This window comes from Hymenobacter metallicola (genome assembly GCF_004745645.1).
In the GTDB taxonomy this organism is placed as follows: domain Bacteria; phylum Bacteroidota; class Bacteroidia; order Cytophagales; family Hymenobacteraceae; genus Hymenobacter; species Hymenobacter metallicola.
Map to the genome: position 1 here is coordinate 89,206 of NZ_SRMB01000004.1, position 19,621 is coordinate 108,826.

General features: G+C 60.5%; 14 protein-coding genes. 8 read left to right on the forward strand and 6 right to left on the reverse strand.

Going from position 1 to position 19,621, the window contains the following annotated elements:
- The first annotated feature begins 60 nt into the window (after window positions 1-60).
- From E5K02_RS18835 to E5K02_RS18860, 6 genes are all read left to right on the forward strand, one after another.
- A complete protein-coding gene (locus tag E5K02_RS18835; RefSeq protein ID WP_135396813.1) occupies window positions 61-1,815 on the forward strand; it encodes a DUF3857 domain-containing protein in 1,755 nt (584 codons plus the stop codon).
- Between the two features lie 42 nt (window positions 1,816-1,857).
- Window positions 1,858-2,079, forward strand: coding sequence for a hypothetical protein (locus tag E5K02_RS18840; protein ID WP_135396814.1), 222 nt, complete (start codon window positions 1,858-1,860; stop codon window positions 2,077-2,079).
- 226 nt (window positions 2,080-2,305) lie between these two features.
- Window positions 2,306-4,357 carry a DUF3857 domain-containing protein gene (locus E5K02_RS18845; protein ID WP_135396815.1) on the forward strand — a complete coding sequence of 684 codons (2,052 nt, stop codon included), beginning with the start codon at window positions 2,306-2,308 and terminating at the stop codon, window positions 4,355-4,357.
- Window positions 4,354-6,300 (forward strand): DUF3857 domain-containing protein, encoded by a 1,947-nt coding sequence (locus tag E5K02_RS18850; RefSeq protein ID WP_135396816.1) that lies wholly within the window; start codon window positions 4,354-4,356, stop codon window positions 6,298-6,300. Before E5K02_RS18845 ends, E5K02_RS18850 begins: the two co-directional genes overlap by 4 nt.
- 127 nt (window positions 6,301-6,427) lie before the next feature.
- A complete protein-coding gene (locus E5K02_RS18855) occupies window positions 6,428-6,976 on the forward strand; it encodes a hypothetical protein (RefSeq protein WP_135396817.1) in 549 nt (182 codons plus the stop codon).
- A 125-nt stretch (window positions 6,977-7,101) separates the two neighbouring features.
- Entirely contained in the window at window positions 7,102-10,710 is a 3,609-nt protein-coding gene (locus tag E5K02_RS18860; protein WP_135396818.1) for a reprolysin-like metallopeptidase, read from the forward strand.
- 96 nt (window positions 10,711-10,806) lie between these two features.
- Here the strand turns inward: E5K02_RS18860 and E5K02_RS18865 are convergent, their stop codons facing one another.
- The 3 genes from E5K02_RS18865 to E5K02_RS18875 all read right to left on the reverse strand — a co-directional run bounded on the left by E5K02_RS18865 (window position 10,807) and on the right by E5K02_RS18875 (window position 16,253).
- Window positions 10,807-12,918 carry a helix-hairpin-helix domain-containing protein gene (locus E5K02_RS18865; protein ID WP_135396819.1) on the reverse strand — a complete coding sequence of 704 codons (2,112 nt, stop codon included), beginning with the start codon at window positions 12,916-12,918 and terminating at the stop codon, window positions 10,807-10,809.
- Window positions 12,915-13,769: a hypothetical protein gene (locus E5K02_RS18870; RefSeq protein ID WP_135396821.1), complete on the reverse strand. Its 855-nt coding sequence runs from the start codon at window positions 13,767-13,769 to the stop codon at window positions 12,915-12,917. Before E5K02_RS18870 ends, E5K02_RS18865 begins: the two co-directional genes overlap by 4 nt.
- A gap of 162 nt (window positions 13,770-13,931) precedes the next feature.
- Window positions 13,932-16,253 (reverse strand): S46 family peptidase, encoded by a 2,322-nt coding sequence (locus E5K02_RS18875; protein WP_167856491.1) that lies wholly within the window; start codon window positions 16,251-16,253, stop codon window positions 13,932-13,934.
- Between the two features lie 138 nt (window positions 16,254-16,391).
- Between E5K02_RS18875 and yidD the strand changes: the two genes are divergently transcribed.
- Both yidD and E5K02_RS18885 read left to right on the forward strand, forming a co-directional pair.
- On the forward strand, window positions 16,392-16,613 hold the full coding sequence (gene yidD / locus E5K02_RS18880) for a membrane protein insertion efficiency factor YidD (protein ID WP_135396823.1): 222 nt from the start codon (window positions 16,392-16,394) through the stop codon (window positions 16,611-16,613).
- 84 nt (window positions 16,614-16,697) lie between these two features.
- Window positions 16,698-17,591 carry a hypothetical protein gene (locus tag E5K02_RS18885; protein ID WP_135396825.1) on the forward strand — a complete coding sequence of 298 codons (894 nt, stop codon included), beginning with the start codon at window positions 16,698-16,700 and terminating at the stop codon, window positions 17,589-17,591.
- A 59-nt stretch (window positions 17,592-17,650) separates the two neighbouring features.
- Here E5K02_RS18885 and lgt read toward each other — a convergent pair whose 3' ends face one another.
- The 3 genes from lgt to E5K02_RS18900 all read right to left on the reverse strand — a co-directional run bounded on the left by lgt (window position 17,651) and on the right by E5K02_RS18900 (window position 19,590).
- A complete protein-coding gene (gene lgt, locus E5K02_RS18890) occupies window positions 17,651-18,535 on the reverse strand; it encodes a prolipoprotein diacylglyceryl transferase (protein ID WP_135396827.1) in 885 nt (294 codons plus the stop codon).
- A 124-nt stretch (window positions 18,536-18,659) separates the two neighbouring features.
- The gene (locus tag E5K02_RS18895; protein ID WP_135396829.1) at window positions 18,660-18,965 is read right to left on the reverse strand and encodes a hypothetical protein; all 306 of its coding nucleotides are present in this window, start codon (window positions 18,963-18,965) and stop codon (window positions 18,660-18,662) included.
- Window positions 18,958-19,590 (reverse strand): RNA polymerase sigma factor, encoded by a 633-nt coding sequence (locus E5K02_RS18900; RefSeq protein WP_135396831.1) that lies wholly within the window; start codon window positions 19,588-19,590, stop codon window positions 18,958-18,960. Before E5K02_RS18900 ends, E5K02_RS18895 begins: the two co-directional genes overlap by 8 nt.
- Between the last annotated feature and the right edge of the window lie 31 nt (window positions 19,591-19,621).

Here is a 19,621-nt window from a genome sequence, read left to right on the forward strand (position 1 = left end):
TGGCGGGCTTACGCTTTAGCCGCATCTTTAGGATTATTCTCTTCCGAATTCCTGTTGCATATGACGTTAACCACTACTCGCTTGTGGCTGACCACTGCCCTTGTGTGCCTTGTTCTGCCCGTACTGGCCCAAAAAGCAGCGCCGGCCCCTATTGAATTTGGCTCGGTCAAGGCCGTTGACTTTACTCCTACCACTTCCTCCGATAGCACCCAGGCCCCGGCCGAATACCTCTGCGACTACGGCACGTCGAAAATAGAAGGCGGGCACGAGCAGTTTCAGGTCATCTTTGAGCGCACAGCGCGGCTGCGCATTCACCGCAAGTCGGGCTACCGCTACGCCACAGTACGCGTACCGCTCTACACCCGCGACGGCAAAACCGAGCGCCTGACCAAACTGCGCGGCTTCACCTACAACCTACAGAATGGGCAGCTGGTCAAAACCAAGCTCAACGCCGACGCCCTGTTTCGCGAGGTGGTCGATAAAAACCATATCCAGTGCTCCTTCACCCTGCCCGACGTGCGCGAGGGCTCCATCGTGGAGTTTAGCTACGTCATCAACTCCGATTTTGTCTTCAACCTCCAGGATTGGCAATTCGAGCATTCTATTCCGACCCGCTGGAGCGAATACCGGGCTTTTCTGCCCCAGTTCTACATCTACAAAACGGTTACGCGCGGCTATTTGCCCTTCGCAATCCATGAAACGCTGACGGTACCCTACTCCACAACCTATACCAACCCCCGGGAAGGGCTGGCTCCCCTTACCCAGAGTCAGATTCACGGGCTGGCCCAGCAGCTGCGCTGGGCCATGAAAGACGTGCCGGCTTTCCGGGAGGAGCCGTTTATGACCACGCCGACCGACTATTTGCGCAGCGTGCATTTCGAGCTGGCCGGCGTCAACTTCGACGGCGAATACCGCGACCTGACCGGCAAGTGGGAGGGCATTTGGAAACGACTGAGCGAAGACGACGAATTTGAGGCGGCGACCAAGGAACCCGCTTCCCTGGCAACCCAGGCCCAGGCCCTGCGCCAGCGCTACCCCGACTCGACGGCCCGGGCCGCGGCCGTACTGGCCTTGGTGCAGCGCAGCGTAGTCTACAACGACGAAGCCCGCATCTATACTTCCCAGCCCTTGCGCCGCACCGTCGAGCGCCATGTGGGCAACTCGGCCGACATCAATCTGCTACTGGTGCAAACGTTGCGGGCCGCCGGCCTGCCGGCTACCCCCCTGCTGCTCAGTACCCGCGACCATGGGCAGATTCAGAAAGACGTGCCCGAAATCAGCCAGTTCAACTACGTAGCGGCCCACCTGAAGCTACCCGGCCGCCCCGACGTGCTGCTCGACGCTACCGAGCCCCAGCTGCCCTTGGGCCTGTTGCCCGAACGCTGCCTGAACGGGGAAGGCCGCCTGGCCAATGCCGGTGGCAACTGGGTGCCGCTCAAAACCAACGTGCGCTACACCGACTACCGTACCCTGCGTCTGCAGCTCAGCGACCAGGGCGAGTTGACGGGCAACGCGAAAATAGAATACGCCGGTTACGCGGCCGTGGCCGCACGCCGCCAGATTCGCCAAACCTCGGCCGCCGAATACCTGGGCCAAGCGGCCCGGCGCTGGCAAGACTGGCAGCCCGCCGCGCCCCACCTGCTGGCCGATTCCTTACAGAAGCCGGTAACCCTAGAGCTAGCCCTGCACCACACCCCAGCCGGGGCCGAAGCATCGGTACTCTATTTGCCCCTGCTAAACCTGCCCGATGCATTGCCCTACGATTTTCGGGCTGAAAACCGCCTCTACCCCATCAATTTCGGCATGCCTCGGTAACACACCACCATCGTTACCCTGGAGCTGCCCAAAGGTTATACCGTGCAGGAGCTGCCCGCCAAGCTGGCCCTGGAGCTGCCCGGCGGCACGGGCCGCTACCTGTACCAGGTGACGCAGCCCACCCCGGGCTCAGTACAATTAACTACGCGCCTGCAGTTTTTCCGCCCCGAGTACGGCTCTATGGAGTACGGGGTCCTGCGGGAAATGAACAGCCGTATTATTGCTAAGCAAAACGAGCCTTTGGTACTCAAGCGGGCTTTGTAGATCATTTATTGACGGAAGTGGTAGCGTGTCCAGCCCTCGAGTTGGAATAAAAAAAGCACATGAGGAAACCGTGAAGTTTGGAGCCTGCCTGAATTTCCGCATCTTTATATTACTAATTATCCGTCCCTGCTCTTCCGCCTCTATCTACTCTTCCATTCAACTGCTTTTGCCCTGAGTGTGCAAAAGCGTTAGTCGCTATTTTTCTCTTCTCACTATAGTTTCCTGTATGATTGCACATGTACTACGTCGCGCCCTGGGCGCTGCCGTTGTGGGTCTGTGTGCTGCTTTGCCTGCGCTGGGCCAAGCTGACCCTATCAAATTCGGCAAAATTGATGAGCAGGATTTGACCGCCGCCAACTTCGCGGCCGACAGCGCCGCCGAGGCCGTCATTCTCTGCGACTTTGGTCGTTCACGCTTCGAAGTCGGCGACGAAGGCTTCCGCGTGGTATACGACCGGGTTACCCGTATCAAAATCCTGAAAAAGTCGGGCTACGACTGGGCCACCGTGCAGGTGCCCCTCTACAAAAAGGACAACAACGCGGAAAAGCTCTCGGCCCTGCGCGGCTTCACCTATAATTTGGTGAACAACCAGGTAGTCAAGGAAAAGCTGGAAACCTCGGCCATCTTCACCGAGCAGCTGTCGGCCAATAACTTTATCCGCAAGTTTACCCTGCCCAATGTGCGGGAGGGCTCGGTTATCGAGTATTCCTACACCATTACCTCCGACTTTATCTTCAACTTCCAGGACTGGCAGTTTCAGCAGTCCATTCCGACGCGCTGGAGCGAGTACCGGGCCTCCATTCCCGAGTACCTCGATTACAAAATGCTCATGCAGGGCTACGAGCCCCTAGCCGTGCAGGAACGCCAGGAAAGTAACACGCAGTACGTCATCCGCTGGGCCCGCACCTCGCTCACGGACGTTACCGGTGAAGGCCACTCGGCCGGCGCCGGGGCCATTACGGCCCAGGTGACCAACCACCGCTGGGCCATGAAGGATGTGCCGGCCCTGCGCTCGGAGCCCTACATGACCACCCCGCGCGACTACGTGGCCCGCATCGACTTCGAATTGGCCGGCACTAAGTGGCCCAACGAGCCCTACCGCAGCGTGTCGAGCACCTGGGAGAAGATGAACCAGGTGTTGCTGGACGACGACGAATTTGGCGGTCAGCTCAAGCGCGGCGGCTTCCTAAAAGATAAAACCACGGCTCTGGTTGCCAAATATCCTGACGTGCAGCAGCGCATAGCGGCCGTGCACGATTTGGTACGCCAGTCGGTGAAGTACAACGGGGCGGACCGCGTCTACGCCAGCGGGTCGTTGCGCAAAGCCTACGACCAGCACAGCGGCTCGGCCGCCGACGTGAACCTGCTGCTGATTGCCCTGCTGCGCGACGCGGGCGTGCCGGCCAACCCCGTACTGCTCAGCACCCGCGACCATGGCCTGGTCAACGAGAACTTCCCGCTGCTGAGCAAGTTCAACTACGTTATTGCCCACGTAGCCCTGCCCGAGGGCAAGGAAATGCTCATTGATGCCACTGAGCAGCTGGTGCCCTGCGGCATGCTGCCCCCGCGCTGCCTCAACGGCACCGGCCGCCTGATTCTGCCCGACGCCGCCCAGTCGCGCTGGGTGAACCTGCAGCCCGCCCAGCGCCACTTGGAGTACCGCCAGATTCAGCTGGTGCTGGACGAGAAAGGCGGCTACAAGGGCAAAATTCACCAGGAGCACGGTGGCTACGCCGGGCTGGAAGGCCGGGAGAAGCTGCAGAAGAACGGCGAGAAGAAGTTCATGGAAGAAATTGCCAGCAGCCACGAAGGCTGGACCATTCCTAAGTTTGCCTTCCAGGAGCGCGAAGTGCTGCACAAGCCCCTGGCCCTGGACTACGAGTTTGCCATGCCCGGGTCCGACACGCCCATCAACACGATTTACTTCAGCCCCCTGCGCCAGTTCAGCGCCGACAAAAACCCCTTCCGCCACGAGAACCGCCGCTTCCCGGTTGATTTCGGGGCCCAGTTCGACGAAACGGTGATGATGACCATTACGCTGCCCGCCGGCTACATGGCCGAGGAGCTGCCCAAGCCCGCCATTGTCGATTTGCCTGACAACGGGGGCCGCTTCTCCTACACCGTGCAGGACAACGGCCAGGGTACCGTGCAGATAGCCAGCCGCATGAGCCTGCGCAAGCCGGTCTACATGGCCGAAGAATACGCCTACCTGCGCGAGTTCTACACCCGCATGTTGGCCAAGCAGGCCGAGCAAATCGTTTTGAAAAAGAAGTCATGAGGCCTTCTTACTTAACTGCGGCCGCCTGGCTGCTGATGCAGGGCACCGCCGCTTCGGTGGCCGTAGCGGGTGCGGCCCCGCGCTACGCAGTGGCCGACATGCCCGCGGCCCTGCGGGAAAACGCTCACGCCGTGGTGCGCCTGGATGAGCAGACGCTGGTAGTCAAATCGGTGAGCCGCACCGTAGAAACCAACCGCCGCGCCGTCACCATCCTCGACGAGGCCGGGGCCGATTGGGCCATGCAAGTAGTGTACTACGACCAGCTCAACACCGTGAGCTATTTGCGCGGCACCGTGTACAATGCCGCCGGGCAGGCCCTGCGCCAGCTCCGCCCCAGCGACGTGCGCGACTACGGCCTGTCCGACGGGTTCAGCCTGGCCAGCGACGGGCGGGGCCGGGCCGCCGATTTGCGCCAGGCAACCTACCCCTACACGGTCGAATACGAGTACGAGGTAGTATCCAACAACCCGTTGTTCTACTCCTCCTGGCGCCCCCAGCCCCAGGAGCAGCTGGCCGTGGAGAAGTCGTCATTTCGGGTGGTAACGCCCGCCAACCTGCCGTTGCGCTACCAGGAACGGCATTTGCCCGTGGGCTCGGCCGCCATTGCCAGCACCGAAGGAACCCAGCTGGTGTACCAGTGGCAGGTGCACGACCTAGTGGCGGTAGACGAAGAGCTTGACGCGCCCCCGGTGTCGGAGCTGACTCCGGCCGTGCTAACGGCCCCCACCGAGTTTGAGGTGCAGGGCCACCACGGCAAGCTCACTTCCTGGCAGACCCTGGGCGAGTGGACGTATCAGCTCAACGCCGGCCGGGACGAGCTTCCCCCAGCCATTAAGGCCCGCATTGCGAGCCTGGTGCAGGGAGAAACCGACGAGCGGGCCCGGATCCGGAAGGTGTACGAGTTCCTGCAGGCCAATACCCGCTACATTTCCATTCAGCTGGGCATCGGGGGCTGGCAAACCTTTCCGGCCTCGTCGGTAGCCGCCAACGGCTACGGCGACTGCAAAGCCTTAACTAACTATTGCAAGGCACTACTGCAAGCAGCCAATATCACGTCGTACTGCGCCCTGGTGCGGGCCGACGAGCCCGACATCCGCACCGAATTTCCCAGCAGCCAGTTCAACCACGTTGTGCTGTGCGTGCCCTTGGCGAAAGCGGCCAAGCCCGACACCGTGTGGCTGGAATGCACGAGTCAGACGACGGCCTTTAATTACATGGGCAGCTTTACGGGCAACCGCCACGCCCTGCTGCTGACTCCGAGCGGGGGCAAACTGGTACGCACGCCCAGCTACGGGGCCGCCGAAAACCGCCGGGAGCGGCGCGCCGACGTGTACGTGGATGCCCAAGGCAATGCCACGGCCAGCATCCGCACGGTGCGCACGGGTCTGGAGCAGGACCGCTACAATTTCTTGTTTCATAGCCTGGACCCAGCCGAGCAGAAAAAGCGCATTGCGGATGTGCTACCGCTGGCCAACTTTAGCATTGCCAAGTTTAGCCTCGCGCCCGGGGCCCCGGCGGCCGTGCCCAGCATGGTGGAAAGCCTGGCCCTGACGCTACCCAACTTTGCGCCCCCGAGCGGCAAACGGGTGTTTGTTTCAGCCAATCTGCTGAGCCGCTGGGCTTCTTTGCCGGCGACGGTGGGCGAACGGCAAGCCGACATCTGGCTCGATAATGCTTTTGCCTACTCCGACACCATTCGGATTCATGTGCCGGCCGGCATGAAGCCCGAAAGCCTGCCCAGTCCGGTAAAGCTGACTACTACGTTCGGCTCCTACTCCAGCCAGATTCAGACCCTGGCCGACGGCACCCTGCAATACGTGCGGCAGCTGCGCATGCCCGTGGCGCACTTTGCCCGCACCGATTACCCGGCCTACGTGGAGTTTCGCCGCAAAATAAGCGCGGCCGATAAAGCCCAGGTTGTGTTTGTTAAAAATGAGTCCTGAGCTTGCCTTATTCATTACTAAAGCCCGGCCGGTAGCTACCAGCCGGGCTTTATTTTTCAGACGACTAGCTCCCAAATCCGGCAGGGTTATGGAATAGCTGGGGCTGTTCACCCTTTCCTACCACGCCATGTTCTATCCGTTTGCCTGGGCTCTTTTGCTGGCTTCTACCTTGAATGGCCTGCCCGTTATAATGGACAAAATTCCCGCAAGTACGCAAGCCCCCACTCTGCCATCCTTCTGGAAGCCGATAAGTGCTGCCCAGGCTACACGCTTGGGGCCGCCCCGCATTCCGGTGAAGCCCTCCCGGGTGCTGGAGCTCAACCTGCCAGCCCTCAAGAAGACCCTGGCTTCGGCCGGTACGGCAGGCCCTGTACTGCAGCTTCCCTTGCCCGATGGCAGCTTGGTGGCGTTCCGCATGCGCACGACCCAGGTGATGGCACCCGAGCTGGCGGCCAAATATCCGGAGCTGCAGACCTATGCCGGACAGGAGCCTGGCCACCCCGCCCATGAGGTACGGCTGGAAGTAACACCAGCTGGTCTGCGGGCCATGCTTACCCGCAGCGGTCATACGTATTTCATCGAACCCTACCGCCGCAACGATACGCGCTATTATATCTGCTTCGACAAAGCCAGTTTGCCAGCCGGGCGCAGCGCCGGATTCGAAGCCCCTGATTAATAGAATAACCCAAGGCCACTGGAACTGGAAAATAGAGAATTCAGCCTTATTGCCCCATGCAAAAAACACTATCTTAGGGGCCTTCAACCAAATGCTGATCTTCTTCATTCTTCCAATCCTATCTTATGACGTCAACGTTTACGAACTCGTGGCGCCCGTGGCGGCCGGCCTTGTTAGGCGGCTTGCTGGTGGCGGCGCTGGGCGCTTCCCATCAGGCAGCCGCTCAACGCGTCCTCTGGGCCGACGACACCCAACTTCCAGCTGCGGCTCTTCCTACTACTAGCGCACTGCGTCAGTTCCGGCCAGTTTCTTTCCAAATGGACGCGGTGCGGAGTGCCTTACAGCAAGCGCCGGCCGAACAGGGCGCCGGTGCCCGCAACTCGGCCACGGTTATTTCGCTCCCCCTGCCCGATGGCTCTTCTCAGCGCTTCCGGGTAGTGCAGGTTTCGGTAATGCACCCTACGCTGGCGGCAAAGTACCCCTCGATTAAAACCTACGCGGCCCAGGGCATCGACGACCCGGCCGCTACGGCCCGCATCGACGTGTCGCCGGCTGGTTTCCACGCCATGATTATGGGCAGCAAGGGCCAGACGATCTACATCGACCCGGCCGCCCAGGGCGACAATGTGCACCACTTGGTTTTCGACCGGCAGTCCATGGACCGCTCGGCCACCCGGGCGGTGTGCTTGAATACCGATACCGAAACGCTGGACGTGCCCAAGCCCGCCGAGTTTGCGCGCCAGCCCAACGGTACGCAGCTGCGTACCTACCGCCTGGCGCTGGCCTGCACGGCCGAGTACACGGCCAACAAGGGTGGCACCAAACCCCAGGCCCTGGCGGCCATGGTCACGTCGGTGAACCGCGTGAGCGGCGTCTACGAGAAAGAAGTAGCCGTGCGGTTGGTGCTGATTGCCAATACCGACCAGCTTATCTTCCTGGACCCGGCCACGGACCCGTATACCAACAACAGTGCCTCCACCATGCTGAATGAGAATCAGCGCACGATTTCTACCCTCATCGGGGAGGCTAACTATGACATCGGACACGTATTCAGCACCGTTGGCGGTGGCGTAGCGCAGAAGCCTTCGGTTTGCTTGCCAACCAACGCCTCATTCAGCCAAGGCAAAGCCCGCGGTGTAACGGGCCTGCCCAATCCCACTGGCGACGCGTTTGATATTGACTTCGTAGCCCACGAAATGGGTCACCAGTTTGGCGGCGACCATACCTTCAACAGCAACACCGGCAACTGCGCCGGTAGCAACCGCTCCTCTACCTCGGCCTACGAGCCCGGCAGCGGCACCACGATTATGGCCTACGCGGGCATTTGCGCTCCCCAGGACTTGTCGCGCAATAGCGAGCCGTATTTCCACTCGCGCAGCTTCGACCAGATTGTTGCCCACATTACGGGCGCGGGCAACTGCGGCGTGGTGACGCCTACCAACAACCAGCCTCCGGTAGTAAACGCGGGTACTAACTACCGGATTCCGGTGAGCACGCCTTTCACTCTGACTGGCTCGGCCACGGATGCCAACAACGACCCGCTGACGTATTCCTGGGAGCAGTACAACCTGGGGCCGACCGGTTCGCCGACAGCCCCCGAAGGTGACGCGCCAATTTTCCGCTTCTTCACCCCCACGCCTTCGCCTTCGCGCACGTTCCCGAAGCTCTACAACCTGATTACCAACACCGACACGATCGGGGAGATTCTACCGACCTATGGCCGGCGTCTGATCTTCCGCTTGGTCGCCCGCGACAACCGCGTGGGCGGCGGCGGCGTCGATTACGACTCGATGCACGTAGTGGTGGTACCCACGGCTGGTCCGTTCCTGGTAACTTTCCCCAACACGCCGGTTTCGGCTAACCCCGTCCGGTGGCTGGCCGGTGCCCCCCAGCAGGTAACATGGAATGTAGCCAACACCACGGCGGCCCCCATCAACGCCGCCAATGTTGACATCATGCTTTCTACCGACGGCGGCCGCACCTTCCCGACGGTACTGCTAGCTAACACGCCCAACGACGGAAGCCAGCAAGTAACGGTTCCGGCTAGCGTAGGCAACACCAGCGCCGCTCGAATCAAAATCCAGGCTTCAGGGAATATCTTCTTCGATATTTCCAATGATAACTTCAACATTCAGGTACCTACGGGGCCAACCTTCTTCCTGACGCCCACTACGGCATCGGCCACTGCTCCGGCCATCTGCCCGGGTGGCACCACGACCCTGAACGTGGCAGTAGGTCAGTTGCAGGGTTTCACGGGTACGGTGGCCTTGTCGGCCAGCAACCTGCCCGCGGGGATGTCGGTAGCCTATACCAACGCCAGCGTAGCAGTGGGTGGCTCTACCCAGGCTACCATCACGACCACAGCGGCTACCCCTTCCGGCACTTACCTGATCAATCTGGTAGGCACCAGCGGCAGCATTACGCAGCAGCAGCAATTCCTGATTACGGTTAATCAGCTGGCTACCCAGGCCGCGGCCCCGATTACGCCTACTGCCACCACCCGCACCACGCTGCGGCCCCGCTTCTCCTGGACGGCAGTGCCCAACGCTACGGGCTACGAAATTGAAATAGCTACCGATGCCGCATTCACCAACGTTGTGCTGCCGCTCACGGCCGTAACTAGCACGACCTTTACCCCCCGGGTAGCGCTGCAGTCGGGCGTGACGTACTACTGGCGCGTGCGCGGTACGAGCACCTGCGGTACGGCTCCGTTCTCGGCGGTTACCTCGTTCCAGACCGGCACGAGTGTTTGTCAGACGATTGCCGCTACGCAAGTGCCGCGCACTTTCGCCGCCGGCGCCACCCGCTCGGTTACCTCGGTTATCAACGTAGCCAATGGGGAACTGGTATCGGATATCCGGATCAAGAACCTGACCATTACCCACCCGGACGTGAGTGAGCTGACGGTAACGCTGACCAACCCAGCGGGTCGCTCGGCTGTGCTGCTGGCCAACCTCTGCCCTGGCACTGCCGACATCAATCTGAACTTCGACGACTCGGCTCCGGCCCGCATCAGCTGCCCGCTGAGCAGTGGCCTCACCGTGCAACCTGCCAACAGCCTCAGCGACCTGCTCAACGGCCCCGCCAGCGGCAACTGGACGCTGACTGTGAGCGACAACAATGCGGCTAACGGCGGCACCTTGCGGGCCTGGAGCCTGGAAGTATGCACGCTGGGCACTGTTCCACCGGCGCCACTGTCCTTGCAGACGGTATATAACACCTACAGCAACGGTACCGGCAAAGTGGATGTTATCTGGTCGGCAGACCCCGGCAGCAGCGCCACTTCGTACGAAATTGAGCGTTCCTTCCAGAACAACACCAATTTCCAGCGCGTTGCCACGGTAGCCGCTCCGACTACTTACTACGAAGACCAAGTGACGGTAAACGGCCGCTACTTCTACCGCGTACGGTCCGTGAATACGATTGGCGCATCGGCTTATACCAACGAGGCTAATGTGCTCAGCAACAAAAACACGGCCCAGCTGAAAGGCATTCAGGTGTATCCTAACCCGAGCACCGGTATCTTCAAAGTGAGCGTAGACAATGCCCAGCGGGGCACGGTCAGCCTGCGGGTAACCGATGCGATGGGCCGCACGGTAGCCGCGCAAACGCTGACCAAAGGCGCCGCCCTGCTGCAGTACGAGCTGGACCTGAGCAAGCTCAGCACCGGCGTGTACCAGCTGCACATTAATATGCCCGATGGCACTTCCGTTCAGCGCCTGCTGAAGCAATAAGCAGCTTCGGTATAGCTCCTAAAAAAGGGCAGCTCCACACGTGGAGCTGCCCTTTTTATTTGAAGAGTAAGTTTGGTGCGTTGGTGAACGGCTGAGCTAGAACCGGTAGCGGGCCTGGGCTTTCACTTCCGAGCGGCGGGGCCCTTGTAGCTCTTCCAGACCGGAGCCAACCGTATCCTGGTTGCGGTAGTGGGTTTCGGCGTAGCGCAGCCACAGGGTGAGGTGCTTGGTACACTTCACCTCAGCAATGGCGTAGGCCCGGGTGCCCTGCCCGCTCAGGGCCGGTACGGAAAAGGCGTAGAGCACATCCTGCTCGAACACGTACTGCCGCGTATCGAAGTCGTCGGTATCGAATAGGGCATAGCGGCCGCTAAGCTGCAAACGCCGGCCGATTTTGACGGCGGCATCCTGGGCCAGCACGTAGCCCGTGCGCTGCGGACCGTTGTCTTCCCGGTAGTGGGTGCCCTGCAGGCGAGTGCGCAAGCTCAGATTCAGCGTGGGGCTGGTATCGTAAAACAACAGCAGACTGCGGCGCTGGGTGGGAGCCGTTTGGGGCAGGCTGCTCGCCGAGGCCACGTCGTACTCTTTTACCCGGTTGCGAATCTGTGCGTAGAGCAAGCTGGTTTTGGAGGGTGCAAAGGCTACGCGCACCAGCCAGTCGTAGCCCTGCGTGGGCGTGCCGGCCTGAAACTTCAGCCAGGGAAAGCTAAACTGGTCGTAATAGGCTGAAACTTCCCAGCGGGCAATAGGGCGCATCTTTAAACCAACATACAGCCCTTTCTCGTTGATATTGCGCGTGTTTTCGCTCAGCGCGTTGCCGTAAAACGTGTGAAAGTCGCGGGCGTAGTTGCGGTAAAGCAACGAGACGTCTACGGTGGAGGCCAGGCTGGCCAGCAGGCCGTTTACCGTACCCAGGCCACCACTGCTTGAGCGGGCCGTTTCGCCAAACAGAATGATGTTCCGGATAACGTAGCTGTAATGGGCGCCCAGGGCCAGGTTGTGCCGCCCCCGAAACTCGAAAGCATTATAGAGCTCGGCCTGCCGTTGCAGGGGTTTATCGAAGTGGGTATCGACGGCCGTAAGGCCCGCGCTGAAATTGCTGCTACGGCTGGTATATGTCAGGTTGCCGCCCCCAATGGTTTCGCGCAGGGTTTGACGGTTGGCCAGCTCCGACGCGGTGCGGTGAAACCCGGTAATCAGAAAGCCCGACGAAAACTCATCAAACTCGGCCAGCGAGTCGGTGGCAGTTTGGACGTTGGCATCCACCCGCTTGCGCGACAGGAAAGCCGTGGCCCGCAGCGTCGAGGTGAGGTTGAACGTGGCGGCGGCTCCGCGGAAGAAGGTGCTTTCGAGCACTGAGGAATAAGGCCGCACGCCCAGGCTACTGCGCCGAATGGTGGTAATTGTTTCGGCCCCTTTGCCCACCTGCAGCCCCGACGACAGCAGCAGCCCTTGCCCGAATTGCAGTTGATAGTCACCCAGGGCCAGGGTTTTGAGCCGCCCCCGCTCCTGCAGCACAAAGTGGCCGGAGTAAAAATCGGCGCCGTAGCGGCGGGTACTGGGGCTCCAGGTTAGCGGTTCGCCCGCATCTTTTTCCGCCGTCAACCCCAGGCTGAAGTCGCGCTGGTGGCTGACCCGAAAACGCGCCATTAGCTTGTCGGGCGAGCCCAGGTAACGGCTGCTCAGGCTACCACTGCGGCTTACGGTGGGGGCTGTGTAGCCCTCCCGCTCCTGCAGCACCCGCTCGTAGCGCACAAACAGCGCGTTGTTGTCTTCCTGGGCAATCCGCTTCCACAAAGGACCCCGAGCTGAATTGCCCAGGTTGCTTTGCACCGCCACGAAAGGCGACACCCGGTAGATAGTGCGCAGGTCGAAGCCCTCGATGCTTTGCAGCTCGTATAGGCTGATGAGGTTGCCCTGGGTTTGCCGGTGCTCGAGCAAGGCCGAAATCTGGGTTTCGGAGAGCAGCAGCAGGGCCCGCAGTTCCTCGCGCGTGGCCGTGTTCAGGTTTAGCGGCGTCTGGTAGTAAAGCAGTAGCGTTTCGTAGAGGTCCTCATAGGGCACCTGGTCACTCTGAATTTCAGCAAAGAGCTCCTGCACGAGCCGGTCCAGGTCGGCGGGAGGGCGCACGTATTCCTGGGCCAGCACTGGCCCCGCCGTCAGCAGTAGCAGCCCGAGGGTTGCCAGCGGCACGAAAGGTAGTTTCATTGGGCCGCTCGGTTGAGTTGCAAGCCAATGGCTAGGTGCTGACTCAAGCCCAGGGCCGTGTGCCAGGCTGCCGCGTAATCAATGCGGAATTGCCCGGCTTTCAACCCTACCCCGCCAGTAGTTTGGCGACTAAGCGTCGACAAGCCCCCGCGCACGACCAGGGCATCTAGCACCTGATACTCGATACCGGCCTTAAAATCGGCACTCTGGTCTACATCCTTCTCGGTTTCGGCATTCAGCATCACCTTCTCGGTAGGGCGAAAGGAAAGGCCGGCCTTGAGCACCGTGGGAACCCGCTCGTTCGCATATTCAGCCAAGCGGGCCTGGTTCAGATTGTAGAGGTAGGCTCCGAAAAACAGCCGTTTGGGCACCACTTCGGCTTGCCCGCCGAGCGAAACGGCCACGGCCCGCTTGCTGCCCAGCCCCTCGATGCTGACTTGCAGCACATCGAACCGGGCCCCAACGCTGATCAGGCTGCCGCGGTAGCCGTAGCCGGCCCCCACGCGCTGTTCGGAGTAGAGCTTGTCGCCGAAGCGCTGGGCCTCGAAGCCAACGACGCCTTTGGTAGCCTTGCCGTCGGTAGGGGCGCCAAGTGGCAGGGCCGCGGCCAGCACGGCCGTGTTCAGGGCCCGGCTCAGGTAACGGTTTTCGGCATAGAAACCCACCGCCGGGCTCGTCACCTGCCCCAGGCCGGCTACGTTGTTGCCCACCGACCACACGTCGGCCAGGGTGACGGAAGCGTTGCCCAATGCCGCGGCCCGGGCCCCGCGTACCCCGGGCCCGTTGCCCTGCGCTACGGCTAGGGAAGTGAATAACAATAAGACACTCAACGATAGGTAGATTTTTGGCATAGGCTCAGGACCTTGGCTTGTCGACAGTTTTTTAGCTCCCTAAGTAGGAGAATGTTGCGCTAAAACAAAGCATGTGCAAGGCGGTATTTTCCGGCCCGCCGCAAAAAGGCCCCGACACGTGCAGTGCCGGGGCCTTTCAAGCCACTAGAAGACGATTGGAACCTACATGCCGGCGGCGCCTTCCACCTTTTCCTTGGTTTTCTTCTTTTTCACCTTGGTTTTCTGCCCGTCGTCGGTCTTGACTTTCATCTTGTCTACGTCGCCGAGCTGGTTGAGCATGGCCGAGCTGCTGTTTTGCGGACCCACGCCGGGATTTGGGCCGTTGTTGACAATGGTCATTTCGTCAACCAGGGCTTTCCCCCCTCCGAGGTTTTCCACGCACCAGAGCACGTAGCGAATATCCACGTTGATGCAGCGTTTCAGGTCCGGGTCGTACGCTAGGTCGCCGGTCATGGCTTCCCAGTTGCCGTCGAAGGCAATGCCAATCAGCTCCCCACGACCGTTGATAACCGGGGAGCCGGAGTTGCCGCCCGTAATGTCGTTGTCGGTGGTAAAGGCCACGTGCAGGGTGCCGTCCTTGTCGGCAAAGCGGCCGTAATCTTTGGCCCGCAGCAGTTCACTTTCCTTCTTAGGCACCACAAACTCGGGGTTGGTGGGGTCTTCCTTGTCCAGAATACCCTGGGCCGTGGTGTAGTACTTGTAGTCTACCGCGTCGCGGGGCGAGTAGTCACGCACGGTGCCGTAGCTCAGGCGCAGCGTCGAGTTGGCGTCGGGCGAGTATACCTTGCTGGTGTTCTTTTCGCGCAGCGCCGCCACATAGGCGCGGTTGGCGCGGGCCAGCGTGGCCTGGTAGCCCTGAATTTTGGGAATGATATTCTGGGAGTAGTTGGTATACACCGAGTTCCAGGTTTTAAACCCGGCGTCGGCTTCCAGCTTAGCCAGCGTGGGCGCGGCCAGGAAGGCTTCAGTCTTGGCTTTCGAGGTCAGGAAGGAGTTGGCAAACACGTAGTCGGCATACTTCTGCATCGAGCCGCCGTACTGTTTCTGCACCGTCTGGAATACGTCGGGCTGCTGGGCCTTGGGCACATCGGTAGCATACATCTGCATCAGGGCCGCAAACACCTTCTTGTCGGTTGGGGCATTATAGTCCTTGAAGTGCTCTTCCGCGGCCCCCTTCAAATCAGCCACCGCCTTTTGCACCGCGGCTTTATCGGCTTTAGGATCTTTGAGCAGGTTGTACAGGGCCGAGAAGCGCCCAGCATAGGCCACGATTTCGGTGCCGTAGGCGGCTTCGTTGACATACACCGAGCTCAGGTTGTACTCGCGCAGACCGGCGTAGGCCTGGTTGATGTCGTTCAGAGCCGAGCCGTAGTTCTGGCCCCGGGTAGCATCGGCCGCAATCCACTGCAGAAGCGAGGCTTCCTCAGCCTTCTTCTGGTCTACGGTTTTCAGGCGCTTCATGCCCTCATTCTGCCCAATGTAGTATTTCCAGTAGTTGGCAATGCTGGCGTATTTGGAGGCATACTTCAGGCGAATGGCGGGGTTGGCGTCCGAGTCTTCCTTCCACAGTTTCAGGCGGGTGTCGCGCAGCTTGATGCGGGCCGGGTTGCTTTGGTCCAGGGTCAGCTGTAGGCCGGCGGCGGGCAGGAAACGCTGGGTGCGGCCAGGGAAGCCGAACACCATGGCAAAGTCACCTTCGCTCACGCCCTGCAAGCTCACGGGCAGGTGCTTTTTGGGTACGTAGGGCACGTTGTCGGCCTGGGGACCAGCCGTGGGCTTGTTGTTCTTGTCGGCGTACACCCGGAACATCGAGAAGTCGCCGGTGTGGCGGGGCCACTCCCAGTTGTCGGTATCACCGCCGAACTTGCCAATGGCTTCCGGCGGGGCGCCGACCAGGCGCACGTCGCCGAAGCGCTGGTAGACGAACATGTAGTACTCGTTGCCGGCAAAAAAGTCGCGCACGTAGGCCACGTACTGCCCGTTTTCCTTGGCCGCATCCGCCAGTTCCTTCTGCCGCTTCTGAATCAGCACGGTGCGCTCCATCTCCGACGTCTGGGGCGTGATGCCTTCCAGCACCTTGCCCGTCACGTCTTCCATGCGCACCAGGATATCCACGAACAGGCCGGGGTTGGTTTTCTCCTCGCTCTTGGTGGTGGCAAAGAAGCCTTTTTCCAGGATGTTATTTTCCGGCGTGCTGTGGGTCTGAATAGCGTCGTAGCCGCAGTGGTGGTTGGTCAGCAACAGGCCCTGGCTGCTCACAAACTCGCCGGTGCAAAAGCCGCCCAGCTGCACAATGGCATCTTTCAGGCTGGCATTATTGACGTCGTAAATTTCTTCGGCCGTCAGCTTCAGGCCTTTTTTCTGCATGTCGGCGTAGTTCAACCGCTTCACATACAGCGGCAGCCACATACCTTCGTCGGCACGGGCCGCGGCAGGCACGAGCAGCGCCAGCAGCAAAACCGTAGCCCAGAGTTTTTGTAACATGGGTGGAAAGTGGGAAAGTGAAAGGAAACCCGAACCGCAGGCCGGGCTGTTTAGTAAGCCAAACTTACGAAAACGTGGTTCGGTTCTCGTCCCCCAACCTTCCGCTGCTAGCTTTACGTGCTCCTTTACTTCTCCCCCATGTCCTACCTGTTTCGTCAGCTGTTGCTGGGCCTGATCTGGGTGTACCGCAACCTGATTTCGCCCCTGACGCCGCCCAGCTGCCGCTACCAGCCCACGTGCTCGGCCTACGCGGCTCAGGCGGTGCAAAAGCACGGGCCCTGGCGGGGCGGCTGGCTGGCCCTGCGCCGCATCGGCCGCTGCCACCCCTGGGGCGGCCACGGCTACGACCCCGTACCTTAAGCGGCCGGCCTGCGTATAGGCTACTTCCTCTTAGTGCCTTTGCCCGGGCGGCAAAGGCTTTTTTCAGCTATATTTTTTTCACGCATGCGCTTATTTCTGCTGAGTACCTCTCTGGCTGCCCTTCTGTTTTCCACCGGTTGCTCGGAAGCCCAGAGCGACGATAAAAAAGGCAAGGGCGGCAAGAAAAAGGACAAGAAGGAGAGCCTGGAAAACAACCTTATCGAAAGTGCCATTCCCGGGTTGCGGCGCGTAGGCGCGCTCAACGGGGGTGTACCGGAAAGCTCGGGCCTGGCCCGGGCCGAAACGGCCGGCACATTCTACACCCACGCCGACGCCGGCAACGAGCCCATCCTCTACAAGATTGACATGAGCGGCCGCCTGCTGGGGCGCTCTACGTTGCCTTTTCCCAACGTGGACTGGGAAAGCCTGGCCCAGGATGACAAAGGCAACCTGTTTGTGGTCGATGCGGGCAACAACAACAATTCCCGCCGCGACCTGGTCGTGTACCGGCTCAATCCCAATTCCCAGGATCTGAGCAAGATTGCCTTCTCGTATTCTGACCAGAATGCCTTTCCGCCGAGCAAAAAGCAGCGCAATTTCGACTGCGAAGCTTCCCTGTGGCACGCGGGCAAAGTGTATCTGTTCACCAAAGACCGGGGCGCCCAGAGCACGAGCAAAGTGTATACTCTCTCGGATCAGCCGGGCACCCAAAAGGCGCGGCTGCTGACCAGTCTGGCCATTCCCGGCGAAGTCACCGGCGCCGATGTCAGCTCCGACGGCCGCCGTATTGCCCTGCTGGCCCGCGAAGAGCTTTTTATGCTCGAAGGCAGCAGCTTCGAAGCGGCTCTCAAAGCCTCGCCCCGCCGGATTTCACTGAAAGGCTCGGGCCAAACGGAAGGCATCGTGTTTCACAAAGACGACAACAATAAGCTCTTCATCAGCACCGAGGAAGGCGCCATTTACGAGTACCAGCTCTAGGCGCGACTACCCATACCAAAAGCAAGAGGCCGATTCAGGATTGAATCGGCCTCTTGCGTCTACCGGGCTTTGGCTACCGGCTTATTATTTTCTTCTTCCTGTCCTAAGTCCCGCGGCGCGTAGCCATGCGGATTGCTCGGGTTTTTGCCAGCCCGCAACAGCACCCAGATGCCAACCAGAATCAGGGGAATACTCAGAATCTGCCCCATATTCAGCGGCAGGTTATTTTCAAAAGCCACCTGGTTTTCCTTCAGGTACTCGCCCAGGAAGCGCTGCGTGAAAAGAAATACGACAAACAGACCGAACAGCAGCCCGCGCGGGGTGCGCTCTTTGGTGCGGTTCCACAGGGCATACAGAATGGCCAGCAGCACGATGCAGAATAGGGCCTCATACATCTGGGTGGGGTGGCGCAGCTCGTTCGGAATATTGGTCACTTCGTGGTGAATCTCGTTGTAGCGCACGAACTTGAAGGCCCACGGCACGTCGGTTACCTTGCCGATAATCTCGGAGTTAAACAGGTTGCCGGTCCGGATCAGGGCTCCGCCCAGGGCCACCACAATCACAATTCGGTCGAGCACCCAGAGGTAGTCGAACTTATTGTTGCGGGCAAACAGCCAGCAAGCCAGCAGAATCCCGATGGTAGCGCCGTGGCTGGCCAGGCCGCCTTCCCAGATTTTGAGGATGTCGAGCGGGTGCGCCAGGTAATAATCCGGGTCGTAGAACAGGCAGTGGCCCAGGCGAGCCCCCACCACCGTGCCGATTAGCATGTAGATGGTAATCACATCGACCCAGCGCGGCGACACCCGCTCCGACTTATAGATGTGCGACAGAATGAAGGTGCCAAACACGAAGCCCGACATAAACAGCAACCCGTACCAACGCAGCGTCAGCGGACCGATTTGGGCAATGATGGGCGACACGTCCCAGGTGATATAGGCAAGCATAGGGAGCATTGTTACGAAAAGATGAAAAGGACTCAAAGGTAGTCAGACATTCGGCTTGCTGGCTGCCGAGGTGCCGGGTTGCTCAAGTGTGAGCTTGGGCCCAGTGCCGGACGCCGGAAGCTGTTCAGCGCAGGGCCCGTGCGGCCGGCTGGTCGCCAAGATAAGGCTTGACCTCGTTGGTTGGATTGGTGGACGGTAGCACCGCGCCGTCGCCGCTCAGCAGCAGGATAATACCCAGCATAGCCGCATAGCCGGGCCAGCGCAGCCAGGTAGGAAGCGCCTGATGCGCAGTAGGCCCCTCACCGGTAAGCCGGGCGCGGACGCGGCTGTAGAAAAATGGTCGGGGCTGGGTAGGCTGCCGGGCCTGCCAGTGGCGCAGCAAGCTTTCCCATTCTTCGTCGGGGTTGGGGCGTGGGAGGGAGTTAGGCATGACGCAAGGCGGGAGTAAGGTGGTGGCGGAGGGTTTTGCGGGCGCGAAACAGCAAGGATTCCACCGCTGGCACGGTCGTTTTGAGCACGGCGGCAATTTCCTCATAGCTGAGTTCCTGCTCGTGACGCAGCGTAAAAGCGACCTGCTGCTGATCGGGCAGACGGTCAATCAGAGCCAGTAGGCGGGTTAGCTGCTGCTGCTCTTCCAGCCGCGCCTGCGGGTGCACTTGATCCACCGGCTCGTATAGCACTTGGTTGTCGAAGCCCAGCAGACTGGTGAAGTAGGCGAAGCGCTTCTGGGCCCGGGCCCGGCGACGGTTTTTCAGGGCTCGGGAAGTTGCCAGCCGGTAGAGCCAAGTGCTCAGCGCAGCCTCGCCCCGAAACCGGCCGACGGTCTGATACACCTCCACAAAAACTTCCTGGGCTACATCCTCGGCCTCTTCCGGCGACCGAAGCAGGGCCAACACCGTCCGATAAATCCGGTTCTGGTAGCGTTCCACCAACGTGCGAAAGGCAGCTTCACTACCCTGTTGCAGCTGCGCTACCAGTTCGGCATCGGCAGCGGCGGCAGGACTTTGGGCAGCAGGTGGTGAGCCATGAACGAGGGACAGCGGAAGGGTATACACGGGAAAAGCAGGCGCTGAAAAGGTGAAAATG